Consider the following 23,717-nt stretch of genomic DNA (forward strand, 5'->3'; position numbering starts at 1 on the left):
ATGTTGATTTCCGCTCCAATCAGCATCGTCACCTGGTCAACATTACGACCTAGCCTGTGTTGACGTATGAATCCCGTGAAACAATTGCTCTGTTTGCAGTTCAATATATTCATCTAGCGTATATAATTTTTGAAGGGCCCAGCGCCGGAACGCCCACATTTGTCCCTCAACAATAATGTTATGGGAAATCAGTGCGATCTGTTTTTCCGATAACTCCAGTTCTCCATTTTCGACACAGCGGACCATTAGGCTCTCAAACATCGCCGCCATTTCAATTTCTTTTTTCAGCACATATGGAAGGGCGTCCTTCGTCAGCGATTTGGCTTCTTGATACATGACCAGCACTTCATCCTGCATCTCATCCATAACCCGGAAATAATGCCCCACCCCAAGCTTCAGACTTGAAAGGGTGCCTTTTTTCTGCTCCAAATCCTGCTCAAGGCGTTCACTCACATGTTCATAAATGCTGTCACAGACGAGGTACAGGACATCTTCCTTCGAGCGGATGTATTCGTAAAGGGTCCCAATACTGAATCCTGCGGCTTTGGCGATTTCCCTCGTTGTCGTCCGGTGAAAGCCTTTTTCTTTAAAAAGGCTGACGGCCCCTTTAATCATTTGGTCCCGCCGTTTCTGAACAAGACGTTCATCCTTTACAGAAGCCAGTACTTCTCGTTTTTTTATCATGTTCTAACCCGCCTTACTTCGTGATCATCCGCGAGATCACAAGTCGTTGAATTTCTTGTGTGCCTTCATAGATTTGCGTAATTTTTGCATCGCGCATGAAGCGCTCCACTGGATAATCCTTTGTATAGCCATAGCCGCCAAAAATCTGAACAGCCTCGGTTGTTACCTTCATCGCCGTATCGCCTGCAAATAACTTCGACATCGCCGACTCCTTGCCGTACGGCAGACCTTGCGACTCGAGCCATGCGGCTTGATACGTTAATAGTCGTGAGGCCTCAATCCCTGTGGCCATATCTGCGAGTTTAAAGGCAATCCCTTGATTTGCGACGATTGGTTTGCCGAATTGATGACGTTCCTTGGCATAGTCTGCGGCTGCGTCAAGCGCCCCTTGAGCAATCCCCACTGCTTGAGCAGCAATACCGTTGCGGCCGCCATCAAGCGTCATCATAGCAATTTTAAAGCCTTCGCCTTCTTCTCCGAGTCTGTTAGCAATTGGAACCTTACAATCTTCAAAAATAATTTCAGTGGTCGGTGAAGAACGAATTCCGAGTTTCTTTTCTTTTTTCCCAACTGAAAAGCCTGGGAAGTCGCTCTCGATAATAAATGCGGTGGTTCCTTTTTGTCTGCTTGAAGGGTCGGTTAATGCAAACACCACATAAATGTCCGCTACCCCACCATTCGTAATGAAAATCTTCGAGCCATTGAGAACATAATGATCGCCTTCACGACGAGCAGTCGTTCTCATTCCGCCGGCATCCGAACCGCTGCCAGGCTCTGTTAAGCCGTAGGCGCCAATTTTTGTCCCTTCTGCCATTGGGCGCAGGTAGGTTTGTTTTTGCTCCTCACTGCCAAATTTATAAATCGGCCAGCCCGCTAGAGAAGTATGGGCTGAGAGCATAACGCCCGTTGATGCGTCAACGCGGGAAAGCTCTTCTACTGCGATACAGTACGCCAGATAATCACTGCCAATGCCGCCGTACTCTTCCGGCCACGGAATCCCGGTTAAACCCAGCTCCGCCATTTTGTCAAAAATCTCACGGTCAAAGCGTTCTTCCTCATCGCGCTCCGCTGCCGTCGGAGCCACTTCATTCCGGGCAAAATCACGAACCATTTTCCGAATCATTTCATGTTCTTCAGAGAGTTTAAAGTTCATTTCAAGTCCTCCTAGTGGATATGTTTAAGGCTGTTTTCGCATATAAGAGCCAAATTTATACATGCTTACTAATAACAATCCGTTGAATTTCACTTGTTCCTTCATAAATTTCCGTGATTTTTGCATCTCGGAAATAGCGCTCGACCGGATAGTCTTCGGTGTATCCGTAGCCGCCGAAAACTTGAATCGCTTCGGTGGTGACTTCCACCGCCGTTTTCGTCGCGAACAATTTCGCCATTGACGCTTCCAACGTACATTTTTTTCCATGCGTCCGTAAATACGCCGCACGATAGACTAATAGTTTCGCTGCTTCCACACTGGTCGCCATGTCCGCTAATTTAAAGCCAATCCCTTGTTGAGCGGCAATCGGCTTTCCAAATTGGTGGCGGTCCCCAGCATAGGTGGTTGCGGCTGACAGTGCGGCCTCAGCAATCCCAAGCGCCTGGGTCGCAATCCCGATGCGGCCGACATCAAGGTTGGCCATTGCAATCTTAAAGCCTTCGCCCTCAGCACCCAGCAGGTTTTCAGCCGGAACATGCATATCCTCGAACGTAAGTTGGACCGTTCTCGAGCCATGCAAGCCCATTTTCTTCTCATCTTTGCCGACGATAAAGCCAGGAGTATTTTTTTCAACAATAAACGCTGAAATCCCCTTGCTGCCTAGTTCAGGATTTGTTTTCGCAAAAACAATATACACATCAGCTTCTCCGCCGTTCGTAATGAACACCTTCGATCCGTTGATGACGTAATGATCGCCTTTCTTGACGGCACGGGACTTTAAGCTGGCCGCATCCGATCCTGAACTCGGTTCGGTTAAGCAAAATGCACCGAGATACTCCCCTGAAGCCAATTTCGGCACGTATTTCTCTTTCTGCTGCTCTGTTCCAAAATAAAGGATTGGGTTTGTGCAGACCGAGGTATGCACAGAAAGGATTACCCCAATGGTAGCGCTTACTTTAGAAAGTTCATGGATTGCTAGGATATAGGAGGTGAAGTCCATCGCCGCACCGCCATATTTCTCTGGGACAGGAATCCCCATTAACCCAAGCTCCCCCATTTTGCGGAGAATTTCGCGCGGAAATTCTCCTCTTTCCATATTCTCAATGAATGGGGCAATTTCGCTGTTCGCAAAATCGCGGACCATTTTTCGCATCATTTCTTGTTCTTCGGTGAATGTAAGATTCATGGTGGTCTCCCCTTTGGAGGAATGTACTATCGTGGTGCTCATCATTATCACGACCCCTTTTTCGAAGAAATGCTGTGTCTATTCGTACGTATAAAAACCGCGCCCTGATTTCTTGCCAAGCCAGCCTGCTTTCACATATTTGCGCAGGAGCGGACAAGGACGGTATTTGTCATCGCCAAAGCCTTGGTGAAGTGTTTCCATGATATAAAGACATGTATCCAAACCAATAAAATCAGCCAAGGTTAACGGCCCCATCGGGTGGTTCATGCCGAGTTTCATGACTTCATCGATCGCTTCCTTTGTAGCCACACCCTCATAAAGTGTATAAATCGCTTCGTTAATCATTGGCATCAGAATACGATTGGAAACAAATCCTGGAAAGTCATTGACTTCAACGGGTACCTTACTCAAGGTTTTGGTCATATCTTCAATCACTTGGTAGACTTCATCGGATGTTGCAAGACCGCGAATGATTTCAACAAGCTTCATAACCGGAACGGGGTTCATAAAGTGCATACCAATTACCTTTTCTGGACGCTTAGTGGCCGCCGCAATTTCCGTGATCGGCAATGATGAGGTATTGCTCGCGAGTATCGCGTGTGCTGGGGTAATTTCATCCAGCTGGGCAAAGATGTTGGTTTTGATGTTCATGTTTTCCACGGCAGCTTCGATGACGAGATCGACGTCACGGGCATCATTTAGATCGGTGGACAGAGTAATGTTACTGAGAACTTCTTGTTTCTGCTCTTCCGTGAGGCGCCCTTTGTCAACGTTTCGTGTAAGTAGTTTATTGATTCCGGCTAGGCCGCGTTCCACAAACTCCTGTTTTAAATCATTAAGTACAACCATGTACCCTGCCTGGGCACAAACTTGAGCAATTCCGGATCCCATTTGTCCGGCACCAATGACCATCAGCTTTGAAATCTTCATTCGATTCTATTCCCTCCAAGAAGGCCGGAAATGAGTCCGGCCTAGCATTTTTTATTTGGTATCTACTAATCTTAAAAACTATTATCCGCGCGGAACCTCGATCATCACCGCATCGCCCTGGCCGCCCCCGCTGCAAATTGCAGCAATTCCAAGTCCTCCGCCGCGGCGTTTTAATTCATGCATTAATGTGAGAATAATGCGTGCCCCGCTTGCCCCAATCGGGTGACCATAAGCGACCGCACCGCCATTAACATTGATCTTTTCTGGATCCAAGCCGGCAATTTTCCCACTGACTAAAGCAACCGCCGCAAAAGCTTCATTAATTTCAAATAAATCAACTTCATCTACTGTTTTGCCTGTTTTTCGTAACAGCTCATTAATGACAAGTCCCGGAGTTTTTGGGAAATCCTTTGCTTCCACCGCAACCGCCGCATGGCCGACAATCACAGCTTCAGCATCACGGCCTTCGCGAGCCGCACGTTCCTCACTCATTAACACGAGGGCGGCCGCACCGTCATTGACACCTGGCGCATTCCCTGCCGTAATCGTTCCCGTTGAATTAAATACCGGTGCTAATTTAGCCAAACGCTCTAAAGACGTATCTTTTCGCGGTGCTTCATCTGTCGCCACCACCACTGGAGCTCCTTTGCGCTGTGGAACCTCTACCGGAACAATTTCTTCCGCCAACTTCCCACTCTCTATCGCTTCAATCGCGCGCAGATGACTTCTAAGTGCCCACTCATCCTGTGCCTCACGGCTGATTTCCATATCTTGAGCCGCTTCGTTGCCATAAGTCCCCATGTGGACGCCAGTAAAGCTGCAGGTTAAACCGTCCTGAATCATTAAATCCTTCACCTGTGCGTCTCCCATGCGGAAGCCCCAGCGTGCTTTTGGAAGTACATATGGAGCATTGCTCATCGATTCCATCCCGCCTGCCACAATCACTTCCTCATCGCCGGCGCGGATGATTTGATCAGCCAACGTGACACTGCGCATTCCGGATGCACAAACCTTATTAATGGTTTCTGTTTTCACTTTCCATGGCAGTCCCGCATGCTTCGCCGCCTGACGCGATGGAATCTGCCCCTGTCCCCCTTGTAAGACCGTTCCAAGAATGACTTCCTCAACCTCTTCTGGCTTCACGCCCGCACGAACTAATGCCTCTTTTACCGCGATTCCTCCTAACTGTGAAGCAGTAAAGCTGCTCAAACCCCCTCCTAATTTTCCAAAAGGCGTTCTAACTCCGCTTAAAATAACCGTTCTTCCCATCTTTCACACACTCCCCTAATCATAATATTCAGATAAACTTTTATAAAAAATAATTCCGGTGACTGAACGCTCGCTCGGACACAAACAAAAAAGAAACGCAGTTCTCTGCTTTTTTAAAATGGTAATGTAAGCGTTTTATTTACAATTATATTTTACATAAAAAAGCGTAGAAGTTGAAATGTTTTACACAAAATTTTAAAAATTTTACGAATTAAATAAACAAATCAACTTCTACACTCCATCAAGACCTATGCGACTTCACCACAAACCGCTTTTTCCAGCAGCTCTGCTACATCGTATGTTGATACCTTTTCTTCGACCTCTTTCGCCTTCGTTCCATCCGAGAGCATTGTTAAACAGTACGGACAGCCGGAGCTGATGACCGAAGGATTCACAGCCAGTGCCTGCTCGGTTCGAGCCACGTTAATGCGCTGCCCGGTTTCTTCTTCCATCCACATCAAGCCGCCGCCTGCACCACAGCACATCGCCTTCTCTCTGTTCCGCTCCATTTCAAGAAGTTTCACGCCTGGAATCGATTTTAGAATCTCACGTGGTGCATCATAGACATCATTATATCGCCCTAAATAACAAGAATCATGGAATGTAATTGTCTCATTTACCGCGTGTTTCGGTACGAGCTTCCCATCGCGAACCAGCTCATAAAGAACCTCGGTGTGATGGAACACCTCAACATCGGTTAAACCAAAATCAGGGTATTCATTTTTGAAAATATTATAAGCATGTGGATCAATCGTGACGATTTTCTTGACCTCTGCTTTTTCAATTTCCTCAATATTTTTCGTTGCCAGCTCTTGGAACAAGAATTCATTGCCGAGTCGGCGCGGTGTATCGCCAGAGTTCTTCTCTTTGTTTCCGAGGATGGCAAATTTGATGCCAGCTTCATTAAGCAGTTTCGCAAACGATAAAGCAATCTTTTGGCTGCGGTTATCATATGATCCCATCGCCCCAACCCAGAAGAGGTATTCAAATTCCTCACCTGCTTTGTTCATTTCTTTCACGGTTGGTACATGAACATCCTCGCGGGCTTCACGCCATGTTTCACGTTCTTTTCTATTCAAGCCCCATGGATTGCCTTGGCGTTCGATATTGGTCATCGCACGCTGCGCATCGGCGTCCAGTTTCCCCTCGGTTAACACTAAATAACGGCGTAAATCAATAATTTTATCAACGTGCTCGTTCATGACAGGACATTGATCCTCACAATTTCGGCAGGTCGTACAAGCCCAAATCTCTTCCTCCGTGATCACATCACCAATCAAGCTTGGGCTATAGGCTGCAGCGGCTGCGGATTCCTGGGCGCCTTGGCCCGCTGACGCTAGGGCCAGTTGATTTCCCGTCGTATTCCCAAACGCAAAGGTTGGCACCCACGGCTGCTTAGAGGTAACAGAGGCACCATGATTGGTTAAATGATCACGCATTTTTACGATTAAATCCATTGGTGACAGCATTTTCCCTGTCCCCGTAGCCGGACACATATTTGTACAGCGGCCGCATTCCACACAGGCATAAAAATCGATCATTTGGAGCTGCGTGAAGTCCTCTAATTTCCCTACCCCAAACGATTCCTGGGTTTCATCTTCAAAATCAATCTTTTTCAATTTTCCTGGTTTATCTAAACGGTTAAAATATACATTCGCAGGTCCCGCAATTAAGTGGGCATGCTTGGATTGTGGTACGTACACTAAGAAGGTTAACAAGAATAATAAGTGAGCCCACCAGGCAATGTAGAAAATCACAATAGAGGCGGTTTCACCAATCCCTGAAAAAATAACTGAAATCAGCGAAGCAATAGGTTCAGTCCAAGACGTCCCTTCACCATGCCAAATAAGGCTCATTCCATTTCCTAGTAACACAGAAAGCATCAAGCCGCCGATGAAAATAAGAACCAGACCCGATTTAAAGTTGCGTTTCAAGCGGACTAATTTTTCAACATACCGGCGGTAAAAAGCCCAGATAACGGCCACTAAAATCATCAGTGTGACGAGCTCTTGGAAAAAAGTAAACCCGGCATAAAGCGGTCCAAGTGGAAGATGTGCCCCCGGTTTAATCCCTTTGATAATAAAGTCAATGGCGCCAAATTGGACGAGAATAAATCCGTAGAAGAACATGACGTGCATAATCCCGCTTTTTTTATCCTTTAGCAATTTCTTTTGGCCGAACACATTGACCCAAATTTTGCGAAGCCGCTCTTTGACATTGTCATCGAACTCAACCTTTTTCCCAAGCTTAATAAATTCAATCCGGGTCTTGACTACATACACGAACAGACTGATTGCGTAAGCGGTTACAAAAAGAAACGCAATCAAGTTAACCCAAAGTAATCCATTCATAGTTATGCCCCTTTCCTTGTTATCCCCTAAAATGACTTTGAAAATAATTAATTTTCAGAATCTATACTTAACTCTATTATATTATGAATGAGCATTCAGTCAAATGATTTTTTGTTAAGTTGCGTTAACTTATAGAAAAGGATACTTTCGGTAAAACTAACGAAACTGATTGGAGGAAAGAACCCAGATGAATGTGGTACTCATGTTGAGCTTACTCCTTTTTCTCATCATTATTTGGATCGTTTTGGATTTTCATTTAGGTCGAAAGAAGCATCTTTCCATTGTCAGTAGAAGGGAAACGACCATTATTCATGGTGACATTGATATTTTTACGCATGGAAAAAAGTTGTTTGCCGACTATTTTCATGAACTTCGGAATGCAGACAAGCATATTCATGTGCTCTTTTATATTGTTAAAGATGATGCAATCAGTCAGGAATTTTTCTCGATTTTAAAAGAAAGAGCCCGTGCAGGGGTGGAAGTTCGGCTTCTCATTGACCGCCTTGGCAGCTGGAAGGTTAAAAAGGCGGTGATCCAGTCATTGCGTGAGGAAGGCATTCGCTTCGCTTTTAGCAATCATATTAGACTTCCCTTTCTGTTTTATTCTTCTCAGGTCAGGAATCACCGTAAGATTACGATTATTGACGGGGAAATTGGCTACCTCGGCGGCTATAATGTCGGCAAGGAATATATCGATGAAGATCCTTCCTTGGGGATTTGGCGCGATTACCATTTGAAAATTACCGGACAGAGCGTTAATTTTTTGCAGACGGAGTTTTTAATCGATTGGCACGAATATGCGGGTGAGGATCTTATGAAGGATTCAGCTTATTTTCCTGTCTTGGCTGACGGTCAGGTTCGCCACCGATTTGTTCCGACAGAAGCCCAGCAGTTAGAACAAAATTATCTCACCCTCATCCATCAGGCAAACGATTCGATCATCATTGGTTCGCCCTATTTTATCCCCTGTCAAAAAATCTTAGCGGCGTTACTCACTGCCTTAAAGCGCGGCGTTCATCTTAAGGTGATCGTTCCTTATGCAGCTGACCATCCGTTGGTCCAGGAAGGCTCGTTCCGCTATTTACGTAAGCTGATTCGGGCAGGTGCTGATGTTTTTCAATATAAAAAGGGTTTTTACCATGCGAAGACACTTGTGATTGATGACAAAATTTGCGATATCGGCACGGCTAACTTTGATAAAAGAAGTATGTATTTAAACAAGGAAATCAATTGTTATATTTATGACCCGGCCTTTATTGGACGTTTGATGGAGATTTTAGAAAAGGATATTGAGGATTCTGTTCCGCTGACTTTAACGTTCCTTAACAAACCGAATCCGGTCCGTACAATCAAAGAAGGCATTGCAGCGATCGTATCCTATTTTCTATAAGGTCTGTTGATTTCCGCTCCAATCAACATGGTTCCAAATTACCTTTTACAATGCCTTTTATTAAAGGAGTTATTTTTATGAAGATTCGGTTTGGTTATGTTTCTCATGCGATTAGTTTGTGGGATGCTTCGCCGGCGAAGACGCTGACGTTTACTCGGTATCAGCAGCTAAGCCCTGAGGAGCGCATGGAAAAGCTGCTTGAGGTGACGAGGCAGAACTTGAATCATACCCTGCGCATGCTCTACTACAATCTTGCTCATGAACTTGAACTGTATCGGATGTCGAGTTCGATCGTCCCGCTCGCGACCCATCCGGAGGTGAACTGGGACTTTGTGACTCCTTTTCGCACGGAATGGCTAGAGATTGGCGAGTTGGTGAAAAAAAAGAAATTAAGGGTCAGTTTCCATCCGAACCAGTTCACCTTGTTCACCTCACCGCAAACGAAGATTACCGAAAACGCGGTGGTCGATATGCGTTACCATTATCGTATGTTTGAAGCAATGGGCCTTGAGCAGGAAGGGCTGATTAATATCCATATTGGTGGTGCCTATGGTGATAAACAAAAAACTCTACCGCGCTTTCATCAAAATTTAACGACACTGCCTGCGCCCATTAAACAGGTTATGACATTAGAAAATGACGATAAAACGTACAATGCCGAAGAAACGTTAGCAGCCTGTGAAAAAGAAGCCATCCAGTTTGTGTTCGACTATCACCACCATATGGCCAACTTGTCCAAGACTTCACTCGAGGAACTGCTGCCGCGGATTTTCCGAACTTGGGAGCATGGGCATGGACCGCACGGCATCCCGAAGGTCCATATTTCCTCCCCAAAAAACGAGAAGGAATTCCGTTCCCATGCTGACTTCGTGGATCCGGAATTTATCATGCCGTTTTTGAACATGGTCCGCGAAATCGGGGCTGATGTTGATTTCATGATCGAGGCCAAAGCAAAGGATCAGGCGGCACTGAAATTAATCGAAGATCTGAGTAAGCTTCGTGGGTTTAAGCGGATAAGCGGCGGTGCGGTCGAGGTTAAATAAAAAGGCCATATAGAAAGAGTCTTCGAACACGCTCGAAGACTCTTTTTTTATTCCTCAATTAAGTTCATAACAGGAACGTCACGCTCATTGTCCGGATCATTCCGTGAATAAATTCTCGCTACTTTTGCCGCCTCATCCACATGTTGAATAATCACTGGCGTTCCCTCGTAGGTAACATGAATCATATCGGCCGATTCAGCAATTTCCTTGGCTCGTCCCACATTCATTGGTCTCATCCACTCCCTAGTTTTCATATCCCTACTAGTATTTGACAACAATTTGGTACTATTCATTTTTATGGACAAACCCATGAAAAAAGCCCCCTTACCGAAGTAAGAGAGCCATCAACATTTACATTTTTTCCGGAGCGGAAACCCCAATCAATGCCAGCGCATTGCGGAGCGTAATTTGCACAGACCGCACCAACCCGAGGCGCGCCTTAGTGCGCTCGATATGTTCAAGATCAAGCACCTTTTCTGCATTATAAAAACTGTGGAACGTCGACGCCAATTCTACGATATAGTTCGTAATCCGGTGTGGGACGCGCTTCACTGCGGCCTCCCCTACAGCTGCCGGGAATTCCCCAATCTTCTTCAATAAATCCATTTCCTTCTCTGATGTTACCAACGAAAAATCCGCATTTGCCGTCACTTGAACACCCTGCTCCTCTCCGGAACGCAAGATACTAGAAATCCGCGCATGGGCATAGTGAGCATAATAAACAGGATTCTCATTCGATTCCGACACTGCTAAATCCAAGTCAAAATCCATATGCGTATCCGAGCTGCGCATCGCAAAGAAATAACGCGTCGCATCGAGGCCGACCTCATCAACCAAATCACGCATCGTTACGGCTTTACCGGTCCGCTTACTCATCTTCATCTTCTCGCCATTTTTATAAAGGTGAACGAGCTGAATAATTTCCACCTCAAGAGTTTCACGGTCATAACCCAACGCCTGAAGCGCTGCTTTCATCCGCGGAATATAGCCGTGGTGATCCGCACCCCAAATGTTAATTAGCTTTTCAAACCCGCGGTCCAGCTTGTCCTTGTGATAGGCGATATCCGGTGTCAGGTACGTATATGAACCATCCTGCTTAATCAGCACCCGGTCTTTGTCATCGCCGAATTCCGTCGAACGGAGCCACGTCGCACCGTCTTCCTCATACACATACCCACTCGCACGCAGCGCCGCCAAAGCCTCATCAATTTTTCCATTCTTATAAAGCGAAGTCTCTGAATACCAAACATCAAATCCAACACGGAAATCCTCAAGATCCTGCTTCAGCTTCGCCATTTCATATTTCAGACCGTACTCACGGAAAAACTCTTGGCGCTCGTCTTCGGACACATGCACATACTTGTCCCCAAACTCCTCGGCCATCGTTTTCCCAATGCCAATAATGTCCGCACCGTGGTAGCCGCCCTCCGGCATCTCTTTTTCCAAACCTAGAGCTTGGAAATAACGCGCCTCCACCGACAATGCAAGATTATTAATCTGATTTCCCGCATCATTAATATAATATTCACGCGAAACATCAAAGCCCGCCTTGTCTAGAATATTACAAAGCGAGTCACCCACCGCCGCACCGCGGGCATGTCCAAGGTGCAAGTCACCCGTTGGATTCGCTGACACAAACTCGACCTGAATCTTCTGGCCGCCGCCAACTGTTGTTTCCCCGTACTTCTCCCCAGCATTCAGCACTGTCGGAATCAGTTCAGTTAAATAACTATTATTCATATAAAAATTAATAAATCCTGGACCAGCAATCTCGATTTTTTCAATCGATGCCTTCGAGTGATCGATATTCGCAAGCAGGGCCTCCGCAATCACACGCGGTGCTTTCTTTGCTACACGAGCCAGCTGCATCGCCATATTCGTTGAATAATCGCCGTGCGCCTTCTCCTTTGGTGTTTCCAGAATCACATCCGGAATTTGTTCCTCAGACGCCAGTTCCGCCTTCAGCACTGCCGCCCGAATCTCTTCTTTTAATTTACTTTGTACTTGTTCAACTATGTTCATTGTTATCCTCCTGAAAGGTAATTTCCAAATGGTATGTACCAGCAGGCTTCCCCTGCATCGAAAAATCATAAAGAATGTCAATCAAACCATCAGCATGCTCAATCCGTTTAGCCAGCGTGATCGTCTCAAAGGACCCAAACGGCATTTCATAACTGCCGCGCAGCTTCTTATGCAAGCGAAACGGCAAGCGCATCTTCACGGCACCACCGCGCAAAATCAGTGCCTCATCATCAGCCACCTTCACAATCGTCCGGACAGTGCCCTCATCCTGCACTTCTTCATACTTAAGAAACGAAGCACCGTCTTTTTCAAGATAGCGGCCAAACACCGCCAGCTCATACACTTCCTTGCCCCCCTGCTGATGAATCGTCGTTTTCACATTAATTTTCATCGGAATTTCAATCGTAGACAAACCTAATGGCACTTCCCTTTTTTCTTTGATAATCTAGCTCCAGCGCCCTAGCGGCTAGTGTCCTTCGCTCTCCGCCCTACGATAAGTCAACATCGAATCGCTGGCGCTCTTCGTGTTTCCTTTATCTCGGTTGGAGCGCTCCAGGCCATACGCCGCTGACCAGGGCGCTTGCACTTTTCTTTTTTAAAAAGGAACTCAGATTCATTCTTTGGAATGGTTCTAGTCCTCATAATTGACGTATCTGCTCTAATGCATACTTTTTCTATTATAAACATTGCTGGTGAACAAATCAAAAAATGCCTGACATCAAAAGTGTCAGGCACCAAAAACCACTTTTCTGTTTATTTCACCCAGCCAAGGAGCATTTCACGGATTAACTTACTAGCGGTATTCGCTGTTTGCTCGGATGGATCATAAATCGGTGCCACTTCGACAAGGTCACCGCCGACCACGTTCACCTCGGAACGGGCAATCGCATGAATAGAAGCTAGCAGCTCTTTCGACGTAATACCGCCGCAATCCACCGTTCCTGTGCCTGGTGCGTGCGCTGGATCAAGGACATCGATATCGATTGTCACATAGACCGGACGGCCAGCAAGTGTTGGAAGGATTTCCTTTAACGGCTCGAGCACTTCAAATTTAGAAATATGCATCCCATTTTCCTTCGCCCACACGAACTCTTCCTTCATCCCGGAACGAATCCCGAACGAATAGACGTTGCTCGGTCCAATGTGTTCCGCAATCTTGCGGATTGGGGTCGAGTGTGATAACGGTTCACCTTCATATTCCTCACGCAAATCTGTATGTGCATCAAAATGGATAATCGCTAAATCTGGATATTTTTTATACATAGCTTTCATAACCGGCCATGAAACTAGATGCTCTCCGCCCATACCAAGCGGGAACTTGCCTGCAGCAAGGACTTGGTCAACAAAGTCTTCAATCATGTCGATGCTCTTTTGCGGATTTCCGAATGGAAGCGGAATATCGCCTGCATCATAGTATTTTACCTCTTCTAACTCGCGGTCAAGATAGGCACTGTACTCTTCTAAACCGATCGACACCTCGCGGATGCGGGCCGGACCAAACCGTGAACCCGGGCGGTAACTAACCGTCCAATCCATCGGCATCCCGTACAATACAACCTGACTCTCCTCAAAATTCGGATGACTCTTAATAAACACATTTCCTGAATACGCCTCATCAAAACGCATCTATGTATCCCTCACTCTCTATCTAGTACCTATTACGGTTCCTTAAATGATTATTGACGACCCTATGACCTCTTTTTTCTCAAGTTCGGTCGTCAAGAAGCCCCATTGGCTACCTTAAAGCCTCTTTTTTCCCATCTTCGGTCGTCAAGACCATCTATTACTTCACCAAATCCCCAACAAATTTCGGCAGCACGAAGGCGGCTTTGTGCAGTTCTTTGGTATAGTACTTGGTTTCGATCTCATGGAAGCGGTCTTCGCTTACTTCTAATGGGTCATATTTCTTTGAACCGATTGTGAATGCCCACAAGCCGCTTGGATACGTTGGAATATTCGCGACATACAAACGTGTAATCGGGAAGATTTCGCGAACATCGCGTTGGACATTACGAATCAAATCCGCTTTGAACCACGGATTATCCGACTGCGCCACAAAGATTCCGTCTTCCTTCAACGCCTTCGAGATTCCTGCATAGAAACCTTTGGTAAATAGGTTCACAGCTGGACCAACTGGCTCAGTAGAATCGACCATTATCACATCATACTGATTATCACTGTTCGCAATGTGCATAAAGCCGTCATCCACCTGAACATCGACACGCGGGTCATCGAGCATGCCAGCAATCTCCGGCAAAAATTTCTTGGAGTACTCAATAACTTTGCCATCAATATCAACAAGCGTCGCTTTTTTCACGCTCGGGTGCTTTAACACTTCACGAATGACACCGCCATCGCCGCCGCCGACCACTAGGACATTCTCCGGATTCGGGTGCGTAAATAACGGAACATGTGCCACCATTTCATGGTATACAAACTCATCACGGACCGATGTCATCACCATGTCATCTAAAAGAAGCATATTGCCCCACTCTTCAGTTTCAATCATATCCAGCTTTTGAAACTCAGTTTGTTCTGTATGTAAGGTTTTATTTACTCTCATCGTGATTCCAAAATGTTCAGTTTGCTTTTCTGTAAACCAAATTGACATGCTTACCGCTTCCTTTCAACTGATCTCAGTTTTATACATACCAAGTAATCATTCAATTTTATAGTACCCAAACCATTGAATTACAAACACAAGAAAAAGTCTAGCAAAATTTAAATAAATAAACCAATAAATGTTTAAAAAGACTCTATTTTTTCAATACTATTACTATCTAATTTTTTAAAAACTGGAAAAAACGAGGCTGGCAAAAGCGCCTCCGCATTTCAAAAAGGGGTGGTGAACATCATGGAAATCATGACGGATCAAGGGTTTCGAAAGACCATTAAATATTTACGGGCAGTTATTATCATCAGTTTGATAGGCATGGTTTGTATGCTTATTCTCTTCCTCGGAATTCTTGCCTATGCAAAAATTCTAGGAGCACCACCGCTCGCTGTTCCGCAATCCACCTTACTCTTTGCAGATGACGGGACATTGATTGGCGAGAGCAACAGCGGACAAAAACGGTATTGGACCAATTTGAAGGATATTTCACCGGATTTGGTTGATGCGACCATCTCCATTGAAGATAAAAATTTCTACGAGCACCATGGCTTTGATTTTAAGAGAATCGCTGGTGCGCTGCTAGCCGATGTCCAAGCCCTTTCAAAAGTACAGGGTGCAAGCACAATCACTCAGCAGTATGCGCGAAATCTATTCCTCGAACATGATAAGACGTGGACGCGGAAGCTGCACGAAGCTTTTTATACCATCCGCATCGAGATGAATTATTCCAAAAAAGAAATTCTTGAAGGCTATTTAAATACGATTTACTATGGCAACGGTGCCTATGGGGTAGAGGCAGCCAGCCAATATTATTTTGGAAAAAAGGCAGCTGACTTGACGCTTGCTGAAGCAAGCATGCTGGCGGGGATTCCAAAAGGTCCGGGCATTTACTCTCCGCTGGCCTCAATGGAACATGCGAAAAGCCGTCAAGCGATTATTTTAAAAAGTATGGTATCCAATCATTACATCAATAAAAAGGACGCCCTCGATGCAGCGATGCAGCCTGTGACCATCGCAGGTACTCACAATAAGCAAAAAGTGAAGGTTGCCCCTTATTTTCAGGATGCCGTCAGAAATGCTTTGAAAAATCAATTGCATTTAGATGACCGCACGATTGCCCTCGGCGGATTAAAGGTCTATACTACGCTGAATCGCAAGCAGCAGGAAGCAGCAGAAAATCAAGTTCATAAATATGTAGCGAATCTATCAGAAATTCAAGTCGGTCTTGTTGCGATGGATCCCAAAAACGGCTATGTCAAAGCGATGGTCGGCGGCCGGGACTATGAAAAAAGTCCCTTTAACCGTGCCGTTCAAGCCATCAGGCAGCCTGGTTCAACGATCAAACCGCTTCTTTACTACGCGGCCCTTGAGCAAGGCTTTACACCATCATCGACGATGCGCAGTGAGTTTACGACCTTCCATTTTGATGATGGCCAGCCGGACTATACGCCGCATAACTTTAACAATAAATATGCCAACGGGGAAATCACCCTCGCTCAGGCTCTTGCTGTCTCCGATAATATTTTTGCCGTCAAAACGCATTTATTTTTAGGAGAAGAGACTTTGATCGAGACGGCGAAGAAATTCGGGCTTTCTTCAAAAATGGCACATGTACCGTCCTTGGCATTGGGGACTTCTGGTGTCCGCGTCATCGAAATGGCGAATGCTTATAGTCTGTTTGCTAATGGCGGGAAAAAGGTTCACCCAACCTTGATTACGAGAGTGGAAGACTACAATGGCAACGTGATTTATGAAAAAGAAGAAGAAACAGAAAAGGTGTTAGACCCAGCTAAGGCGTACGTGATGACGCAAATGCTGACGGGGATTTTTGATCCAAAACTTAACGGATATGCAAAAGTCACAGGCAGCACGGTCATCAATGATATTACCCGGCCTTATGCAGGAAAATCGGGCTCAACTGAAACCGACAGCTGGATGATTGGCTACTCCCCGCAGCTCGTGACAGCGGTTTGGGCAGGCTATGATATGGGAAAACCGATTGAGCTGGTGGCTGAAAAAACGTATGCGAAAAATATTTGGGCCAATTTTATGGAAGAGGCCCTCAAAGGCAAGCCCGTCAAGGCGTTTAAGGCACCGAAGGAAGGGGTCAAAGGGGTATATGTCAACCCCGAGAATGGCAAATTGGCGACCAAGGATTGCCCGGTGCGCCGCTTCACCTACTTCGTCAGCGGTACCGAACCAACGGAATATTGCACCGAACATCTAGGCAATCACGAGGCACTGCCAGAGAAACATAAGAGCACGAAGAAAGTTCCTTGGTATAAGAAAATTATGCCGTGGACTTAGAAGAATACTTTATTAAAATAGAAAAGCTCCGGAAACTTCCGGAGCTTTTCTTGTCCTAGTAATACATTGTTTTTACACTCAATATGATACTATAATTTTCAAAAAAATTACAAGCATTAATTTCCTATTTTGCCAATAAACCCTGTTTGAGTTCATCCGTTGAGTTGTCCCACAAAACTTGATTATGATTACGTAAGAATTCCGCTAATACCCTTTTCGAATTCTCATCCATATCGTCGACAATGATGTGACGCTTCAGCGACTTATCCATGCGGTTGACGTGCTCGGGCAAGGATTTGTAGCCGCGCCGGATTTCGCGGTCAACGGTCATGAAGCAGGCCGTCACACCCGCGTAGTATGGGCCTTCTTCGTTGCGGTCAATCGTTACCCACACAAGCCAATACGGTTTTCCGTTCGGCACCTCTTCTTGATTTTTCAAAAATTTAATGCCCTTTTCCACGACGCTGCGGGCATGCATGGCACCGACATCAATCTCCGCTTCGCCAGCGTCGACATCAATGATGACAGGTGACACATTATCAAGACTCAAAGCACCTTTACCAAAGCCTTTATGGCCATCGGTCGGATCACTCTTGATGATATTAAAACCAAGCTTCTTTTTATTTTCTTCCATTAAATTCAAAACCTCCTAAAAAAACAACATCCTGAAGAATTGACTTAACCCATCCCATACCCACGGAATGACAACCGCAAATATAGGTTCGATCGTATAGCGATCAAGCGGGGTAAACACTAAAATTAGAAAAATCAACCCGCCATACTGTTCATATTGCGTCATTTTCGCGCGCACATGGTTCGGCGCTAAGTCCTCAATGATCCGGTACCCATCGAGCGGCGGGAATGGCAGCAAGTTAAAGATAAACAAAACAATATTAAGGCGGATAAAGATTTCCAGAAAATCATAAAAACTTTCAGACGGGGCTGCACCGAAACGGCTTAACCCGAATGCGACAACAAATCCGAGTGAAGCTAAAATCAGATTGCTGAGCGGCCCGGCAACAGAAACAAGAATTCCAGCAAGACGAGGCTTTTTAAAGAAAAAGCGATTCACCGGTACCGGACGGGCCCAGCCGAAGCCGGCAATAAATATTAAGATCGTGCCGATTGGATCAAGGTGTTTGAGCGGATTTAACGTCAACCGGCCTTGTTTTTGTGCGGTCATGTCACCGAATTTATAGGCAACGAACGCATGGGCAAATTCATGAAACGTAAAGGCAATCATCAGGGTAATTGCCAAATAAGGAATCATGCTTAACGGATAGGCAAGAAAATTAAAATTTTCCAACACCATATCTCCTTCCATCTCAAACGGATGCCACGTTTACATGTGCAGACTCCGTTTTCTATCTATCTATATTCCTTTTAGTATACATGAAACCGTTTAGAAAAAGAAAATCAAAAGTGTCATCGATTATTGCACTTTTCGTCGAATTATGGAACACTAACATAGAATAGCTGCAGCGTTCGTTTCGCGGCTTAATCACTAAATACATAATAACGGAGGAGGAAAAAAACATGCCATATGTAACAGTTAAAATGCTTGAAGGACGTACCGACGATCAAAAGCGTGCCCTAGTTACAAAAGTAACGGATGCAGTCAGCGAAACAACAGGCGCACCAAAAGAAGCCATCCATGTAATGATCGAAGAAATGAGCAAAAACAACCTTGGAATCGCCGGCGTACGAAAAAGCGATCAATAAATAGAAAAGCGAAGATTGGGTGTCAGGCACCATGTGAAAATTTCACATGGTGCCTGACACCTTTTTAGTTCCTACAAAAACTTCATCTCGTCTTTTGGGCTTTCTAGCTTCAGTTTCTCTAGTTCAAGTTTCATTTTTTCGGTTTCGGCTAAGTAATTCACGTGTTTAAGTTTTTCTAGCTCGAGTTCATCCTTCAGCATACCTGCCTTGATTTTTGACTGTTTCTGAAAATGGGTAGTAATAATGGCTGTAATCGGTATGCCAAATACCATAATGACTGCAATCGTTCCTGTCATTGCGGGAACCCCCTCAAATGTATATTTTTTACCTCATTATCCAAATCATAACAAATCTCCATTCAAAAGAATAATTATTTTTCAGAAAATTGAATCAAAACAAAACTTACCATTAAAAAGAACAAAAAACACCACCTGAACCATCACGCACGCACACGGTTCAAGCAGTGTTTATATACCTTATTATTGAATTTTTCTCTTTAACGATTCGATATACTGATAGGCCTCATCAATTTCCGCCTCAGTATAGCGCTGGCTTGCCTTTAACGTAAACACCTTGCCCGCCACTTCTTCTTTTGAAAGATTATCAAAATATAAAACCGTCGAGACCAATTCCAAGAATCTAGCATTCTGTTCATTCATATCAACGAGACAATCCTGCAAAAACGGCATGTCCACCTCATTCAAACTTAAAAACTCTTTCCCCGGCTCCGTCAAGGTATAGCGATATTGAAAATAGCCGCCCTTTTTCTCCTTCACCTCATTGAGAAAGCCCATATTGCAAAGCTCCTCAACCCGTAACGTCAACTCCTCTGAGTAGGGGCCATAAAAGTGAAACTGGAACCGTTCTTGAAAAGGAAATGCCACCTTTTTCGCAATATATATCATCTTTTGCAGCTTCTTACGCCCGATAATCTCACCGGAAACCATAACCGCCTGCATCAGTTTCGCATGATCATTTAACAACGTTCGTCATCTCCTACTCCATTTGGGTGTCAGGCACCAAACAACAATCACCAATCACCTATTACCAATCGATCTATAACTCTAAAAGGGCACGGATTTGCTTTTTCACATTCTTTTTAGTCGAATCATCAAGAACAAAATCAGCCGGGTAATAGAGCTTATGGTCGGTTCTTCTTTTCCCCGAAATCGCATCAACAATCTCCGATTCGCGAGAAAGCTCCCTCAATTCCCCATTTTGCATCAACAAATGAATCGGCAGCCGCTCTTCCTCTTCACCGGGACGATAGAAATCATACGGCAAATCCGACGAGGAATCGACCACCAAATAGTATTCAGGGTCCAACCCTGCCTTTTTGAATAAGGAACCTAGTTCAGCGAGCTTTTTGTATTCCTTTGCTGGGTCAAATTCAACAAACTTGAAGAGATTGCGGTTAACAAACCGACGACAGAGGTCGCTTAAAACAGGATCTGACTCTTCCTGCCAAATTTGAAAATAATATAAAATCACTGATTCATCTAATTTTACATAGTCTTCTAAGGTTACCTTTTCATTGAAAATCGACGTAAAATGGATGGGTTCGTATTTAAAAGTATAGTTTTCTTCAAACAATTGCTTAGCGCGGTGGAGAATTTTTGTCAAAATAACTTCCGCACTGCGCGATACCGGGTGGAAATATACCTGCCAATACATCTGGTAGCGGCTCATAATATAATCTTCGACTGCGTGCATGCCGCTCTTCTTAATGACTACTTGATCTTCGCGCGGCCGCATCACCCTCAAAATACGTTCCATATCAAATTGACCATAGCTGACGCCGGTAAAATAGGCATCTCGCTGTAAATAATCCATCCGGTCGGCATCAATTTGACTGGAAATCATACTGACCACCAGCTTTTTCTCCGATGTTTTCGCGATCACTTCAGCTACTTTTTTAGGAAAATCTGGCCCCACACGCAGCAGCACGTTATTGACTTCGGTATTCCCTAAAATAATTTGCCGGGTGAACTCCTCATGGTCAAAATCAAATACTTTTTCAAATGAATGGGAGAACGGACCATGGCCAAGGTCATGGAGCAACGCGGCACATAGGGTCAACAGGCGGTCATCATCATTCCATTCCGGTCTCCCCGCAAACACATCATCAATTATGCGGCGGACAATTTCATAGACACCTAGAGAATGGTTGAAACGGCTGTGCTCTGCCCCATGGAAGGTTAAAAATGTTGTTCCGAGCTGTTTGATGCGCCGTAAGCGCTGAAATTCTTTCGTTCCGATTAAATCCCAGATGGCCAGGTCACGTACGTGGACGTAGCGATGGACGGGGTCTTTAAAGACTTTCTCTTCACTAAGTTTTTCCGCCGAATAGGCCATAGACTTCCCTCTCCCTCGTAAACTTGCTCCTGGCGTTAAAGAGCCTCATGCCCTTTACTTTATTATTTTCTATTATATCCCAAAAACCACCCTATTTTCAGCAAAATTCTACACGATTTTTCGACATGGATGGGGAAAAAAATCACCTGCGTTTATTAAACAGAGGTGATTTTTTTAGTAAATTAGAAAGGTTCTATTAACTTTGATAATTGTCTAGCTTCAGCACCCAGAGACTAGTGGACTTCACTCTTCTCCCTTCGATAAGTCAACATCGAATCGCTACGCTCCTCGTGTTTCCTTTATCTTGGTCGAATCGCTCCAGTCCATACGTCTCTAAACGGGCGCTTCCGCTTTTCTAATCTTTTTATTCACTTTCTCCATTAATTCCTCTTCCGTTAATGCGGCAACGGGGCGGTTATTGACGAAGGCAAAGGTCTTTTTCCGGCCAGGTCCGCAGTAGGATTGGCAGCCAATTTTGACTTCAGCCTCAGGATCTAGTTCTTTTAACCGAGGGATCAATGTCTTTAAATTCACGGCCTGACAATCGTCGCATACGCGAAATTCATTGGACATGTAAGACACCCCTTTCTTAATAACTGTCTATTGCAATCTATATCTATAGTTTATCCAGCTTGGATAGCTTAAAACAACCGATTAACTCCTCTGGTATTTTACATTTTCTTGTTTTCGAATGCAAGTTGCAATCTTTACTAAACTCGTTAAAAAAATCTACTATCCTTGCAACCATTTTGGTATAAAGGTTCAAAAACTTGTCCATCCTAAGACTAGAACTTTTAAAAACTCGTCAAGAAGCATGGGCGGGTTCATCCAAAAACTAGAAAAGGGAGTTGAACATATGAAAGTTCGTCAAGACGCATGGACAGATGAGAATGATTTGCTTTTAGCCGAAACTGTCCTTAGGCATGTAAGAGAAGGAAGTACGCAGCTAAACGCTTTTGAAGAAGTAGGCGATAAACTGAATCGTACATCAGCTGCTTGTGGATTCAGATGGAATGCTGTTGTTCGTCATCGTTACGAAAAAGCACTACAATTAGCGAAAAAGCAGCGAAAACAAAGACAAAGAGTGTTAGGGAAAGAGCAAGGCGGCAAGAAAAAGTTGTTATATAGCCCGCCGCTCACTGGAGCACCGGAGTTTGATGCAATCCCAGCTCAAATGGACATGCCGCTGGAAACTAGCTTTGACATGCCAGATATGGCAGCAGAGATGGCAGAGGAAACGTATGTAAACCCTTCTGCTTCGACACCATCACAAGCACCTGTTTATACCCAAGCACAGGTTCAAACACCAGCTCAAACCTATCGTCAGGCAAATAACACAGAGCTTTCGCTTGATTCCGTTATTACTTACTTGCAAAACTTTCATCATTCCAATCTGCAAAATGAAGCATTAAAAAGTGAGAATGAAAGATTAAAAAGAGAGTTGGCAGAAGTAAGACGCCAAAATGAAGAAATGGCCGCTAAAATTGAGGGTCTTGAGCAAAATACAGAAACAATTCAAGAAGATTACGAGACCTTAATGAAGATCATGAACCGCGCCCGCAAGCTTGTGTTATTTGAAGAAGAAGAAAGACCGGCTACGAAATTTAAAATGGACCGAAACGGAAATTTAGAAAAGGTAGCTGAATAAAGAGCATTAGGGAGAAGAGCAAAAGCGCAACATCTCTTTGAAAAAAAGCCGTAAATCCGACTATTCGGGATTTACGGCTTTTTACATGGCGTTAATTTTTTCATTTCGGTCAATGACCCGTTGATAATAACCTGGAAATAACCCCAGCTCATACTCATTTAATGGACCCGCATACAAGAGCCCGCTGTGATCCTTTAACTGGTTTAGTAGACGGAGCATCACGTCGGCAACGGTAAGATCGGTTCCGAGCAATTCCGCAAGCGACGCCATAACCTCTGGAACAATTTCTGGGTATGCAAATTTCGTTTCTGCATCCTGTTTTGCTAGTTTATAAAATTCCCTCACCAGTTCGGCTCGCCTAGCGCCGCTGCCGTTCACACAGAGATATATCTGGACAGCAACCCCTTTTTTAAGACGGCGCTGCGAGATACCGGCAAACTTTTTCCCCGCAATGCTCAAATCATAACTTCCCGGGCAATAAGAACCGACAATTTCCCGAGCCTCAATCTGATGCGGGAAATCAGCAAACATATGTTGAATGAGCTGCCACATCGCATCATAGCCGCGATTAATATCAATCCCTTTTTCCGCCTCTGGGAAAATCAACGAGATATTGAGGACGCCTTCATCGAGAACAACCGCGAGGCCGCCGGAGTTTCGGACAATCACATGATAGCCCTGCTCCTGTAAAAACTGAATACCTGCTGGTAAAAATGGCAACTTAGTATCCTGAATGCCGAGAACGATCGTATTGTGGTGAACCCACGTCCTGGCTGTGGCTGGTGCCTGACCCGAACCAACGGAGGCACACAGGGTATCATCGGTCCCGAATGATTGCAATGCTTGAAAATGAATGCCCGCCGCTGATTGATCGATAATCCGCCATTGCGGCTGACGCAGTAATCCTTCCATTTCGGTGGCTCCTTGAGTTGAATTTAATAGTTTTTTTACAAAGTTGGGTAGTTATTATACAAAGTATTATACTTTATTTACGAAAATCATGATAATTTTACAAAGCCTCAGCACATTTATACAAAAATTGG

At 44.8% G+C, this 23,717-nt stretch carries 23 protein-coding genes; 5 read left to right on the top strand and 18 right to left on the bottom strand.

The window, feature by feature from the left end:
* Positions 1-42: 42 nt before the first annotated feature.
* The 6 genes from COJ96_RS03210 to COJ96_RS03235 form a co-directional block, all read right to left on the bottom strand.
* On the bottom strand, positions 43-681 hold the full coding sequence (locus tag COJ96_RS03210) for a TetR/AcrR family transcriptional regulator (protein WP_098571654.1): 639 nt from the start codon (positions 679-681) through the stop codon (positions 43-45).
* Positions 682-697: 16 nt separating this feature from the next.
* Positions 698-1,837, bottom strand: coding sequence for an acyl-CoA dehydrogenase (locus COJ96_RS03215; protein WP_098571552.1), 1,140 nt, complete (start codon positions 1,835-1,837; stop codon positions 698-700).
* 55 nt (positions 1,838-1,892) lie between these two features.
* Positions 1,893-3,023: an acyl-CoA dehydrogenase gene (locus tag COJ96_RS03220; protein WP_098571553.1), complete on the bottom strand. Its 1,131-nt coding sequence runs from the start codon at positions 3,021-3,023 to the stop codon at positions 1,893-1,895.
* Positions 3,024-3,101: 78 nt separating this feature from the next.
* On the bottom strand, positions 3,102-3,953 hold the full coding sequence (locus tag COJ96_RS03225) for a 3-hydroxybutyryl-CoA dehydrogenase (protein WP_098571554.1): 852 nt from the start codon (positions 3,951-3,953) through the stop codon (positions 3,102-3,104).
* A gap of 81 nt (positions 3,954-4,034) precedes the next feature.
* Positions 4,035-5,222, bottom strand: a complete 1,188-nt coding sequence (locus COJ96_RS03230; protein WP_098571555.1) for an acetyl-CoA C-acetyltransferase — start codon at positions 5,220-5,222, stop codon at positions 4,035-4,037.
* 248 nt (positions 5,223-5,470) lie between these two features.
* Positions 5,471-7,573, bottom strand: coding sequence for a 4Fe-4S dicluster domain-containing protein (locus tag COJ96_RS03235; RefSeq protein WP_098571556.1), 2,103 nt, complete (start codon positions 7,571-7,573; stop codon positions 5,471-5,473).
* A gap of 187 nt (positions 7,574-7,760) precedes the next feature.
* Between COJ96_RS03235 and cls the strand changes: the two genes are divergently transcribed.
* Positions 7,761-8,963 (top strand): cardiolipin synthase, encoded by a 1,203-nt coding sequence (gene cls, locus COJ96_RS03240; protein WP_098571557.1) that lies wholly within the window; start codon positions 7,761-7,763, stop codon positions 8,961-8,963.
* A gap of 77 nt (positions 8,964-9,040) precedes the next feature.
* Positions 9,041-10,006 (top strand): UV DNA damage repair endonuclease UvsE, encoded by a 966-nt coding sequence (gene uvsE, locus COJ96_RS03245; RefSeq protein WP_098571558.1) that lies wholly within the window; start codon positions 9,041-9,043, stop codon positions 10,004-10,006.
* 47 nt (positions 10,007-10,053) lie between these two features.
* On the opposite strand, the gene COJ96_RS03250 is transcribed toward uvsE, so the two are convergent.
* From COJ96_RS03250 to speE, 5 genes are all read right to left on the bottom strand, one after another.
* Positions 10,054-10,233, bottom strand: coding sequence for an H-type small acid-soluble spore protein (locus COJ96_RS03250; protein WP_098571655.1), 180 nt, complete (start codon positions 10,231-10,233; stop codon positions 10,054-10,056).
* Positions 10,234-10,357: 124 nt separating this feature from the next.
* On the bottom strand, positions 10,358-12,028 hold the full coding sequence (gene argS, locus COJ96_RS03255) for an arginine--tRNA ligase (protein WP_098571559.1): 1,671 nt from the start codon (positions 12,026-12,028) through the stop codon (positions 10,358-10,360).
* Positions 12,015-12,440 (bottom strand): YwiB family protein, encoded by a 426-nt coding sequence (locus tag COJ96_RS03260; protein WP_257148404.1) that lies wholly within the window; start codon positions 12,438-12,440, stop codon positions 12,015-12,017. The genes argS and COJ96_RS03260 overlap by 14 nt, the downstream gene beginning before the upstream one ends.
* 341 nt (positions 12,441-12,781) lie before the next feature.
* Entirely contained in the window at positions 12,782-13,654 is an 873-nt protein-coding gene (gene speB / locus COJ96_RS03270; protein ID WP_098571561.1) for an agmatinase, read from the bottom strand.
* 157 nt (positions 13,655-13,811) lie between these two features.
* Complete coding sequence (gene speE, locus COJ96_RS03275; RefSeq protein WP_098571562.1) at positions 13,812-14,639, bottom strand: spermidine synthase; 828 nt, start codon at positions 14,637-14,639, stop codon at positions 13,812-13,814.
* Between the two features lie 243 nt (positions 14,640-14,882).
* Between speE and COJ96_RS03280 the strand changes: the two genes are divergently transcribed.
* Positions 14,883-16,949 carry a transglycosylase domain-containing protein gene (locus COJ96_RS03280; RefSeq protein WP_098571563.1) on the top strand — a complete coding sequence of 689 codons (2,067 nt, stop codon included), beginning with the start codon at positions 14,883-14,885 and terminating at the stop codon, positions 16,947-16,949.
* Between the two features lie 124 nt (positions 16,950-17,073).
* On the opposite strand, the gene COJ96_RS03285 is transcribed toward COJ96_RS03280, so the two are convergent.
* Positions 17,074-17,583 (bottom strand): YwhD family protein, encoded by a 510-nt coding sequence (locus COJ96_RS03285; protein ID WP_098571564.1) that lies wholly within the window; start codon positions 17,581-17,583, stop codon positions 17,074-17,076.
* A 15-nt stretch (positions 17,584-17,598) separates the two neighbouring features.
* Positions 17,599-18,219 (bottom strand): site-2 protease family protein, encoded by a 621-nt coding sequence (locus COJ96_RS03290; protein WP_251459741.1) that lies wholly within the window; start codon positions 18,217-18,219, stop codon positions 17,599-17,601.
* 245 nt (positions 18,220-18,464) lie between these two features.
* Here COJ96_RS03290 and COJ96_RS03295 point away from each other — a divergent pair, with 245 nt between their 5' ends.
* Complete coding sequence (locus COJ96_RS03295; RefSeq protein ID WP_257148412.1) at positions 18,465-18,671, top strand: 2-hydroxymuconate tautomerase; 207 nt, start codon at positions 18,465-18,467, stop codon at positions 18,669-18,671.
* A gap of 71 nt (positions 18,672-18,742) precedes the next feature.
* On the opposite strand, the gene COJ96_RS03300 is transcribed toward COJ96_RS03295, so the two are convergent.
* The 4 genes from COJ96_RS03300 to COJ96_RS03315 form a co-directional block, all read right to left on the bottom strand.
* The gene (locus COJ96_RS03300) at positions 18,743-18,967 is read right to left on the bottom strand and encodes a hypothetical protein (RefSeq protein WP_098571567.1); all 225 of its coding nucleotides are present in this window, start codon (positions 18,965-18,967) and stop codon (positions 18,743-18,745) included.
* A 183-nt stretch (positions 18,968-19,150) separates the two neighbouring features.
* Entirely contained in the window at positions 19,151-19,654 is a 504-nt protein-coding gene (locus tag COJ96_RS03305; protein ID WP_098571568.1) for a YwgA family protein, read from the bottom strand.
* A 73-nt stretch (positions 19,655-19,727) separates the two neighbouring features.
* Positions 19,728-21,026 carry an HD domain-containing protein gene (locus COJ96_RS03310; RefSeq protein WP_098571569.1) on the bottom strand — a complete coding sequence of 433 codons (1,299 nt, stop codon included), beginning with the start codon at positions 21,024-21,026 and terminating at the stop codon, positions 19,728-19,730.
* Positions 21,027-21,359: 333 nt separating this feature from the next.
* Complete coding sequence (locus tag COJ96_RS03315; RefSeq protein WP_098571570.1) at positions 21,360-21,599, bottom strand: YuzB family protein; 240 nt, start codon at positions 21,597-21,599, stop codon at positions 21,360-21,362.
* A 283-nt stretch (positions 21,600-21,882) separates the two neighbouring features.
* On the opposite strand from COJ96_RS03315, the gene COJ96_RS03320 reads away from it, so the two are divergent.
* Entirely contained in the window at positions 21,883-22,674 is a 792-nt protein-coding gene (locus COJ96_RS03320; protein WP_098571571.1) for an RsfA family transcriptional regulator, read from the top strand.
* Positions 22,675-22,755: 81 nt separating this feature from the next.
* Here COJ96_RS03320 and lipL read toward each other — a convergent pair whose 3' ends face one another.
* On the bottom strand, positions 22,756-23,586 hold the full coding sequence (lipL, locus tag COJ96_RS03325; RefSeq protein WP_098571572.1) for an octanoyl-[GcvH]:protein N-octanoyltransferase: 831 nt from the start codon (positions 23,584-23,586) through the stop codon (positions 22,756-22,758).
* Between the last annotated feature and the right edge of the window lie 131 nt (positions 23,587-23,717).

The sequence above is a fragment of the Bacillus sp. AFS073361 genome (assembly GCF_002567005.1).
In the GTDB taxonomy this organism is placed as follows: domain Bacteria; phylum Bacillota; class Bacilli; order Bacillales; family Cytobacillaceae; genus Neobacillus.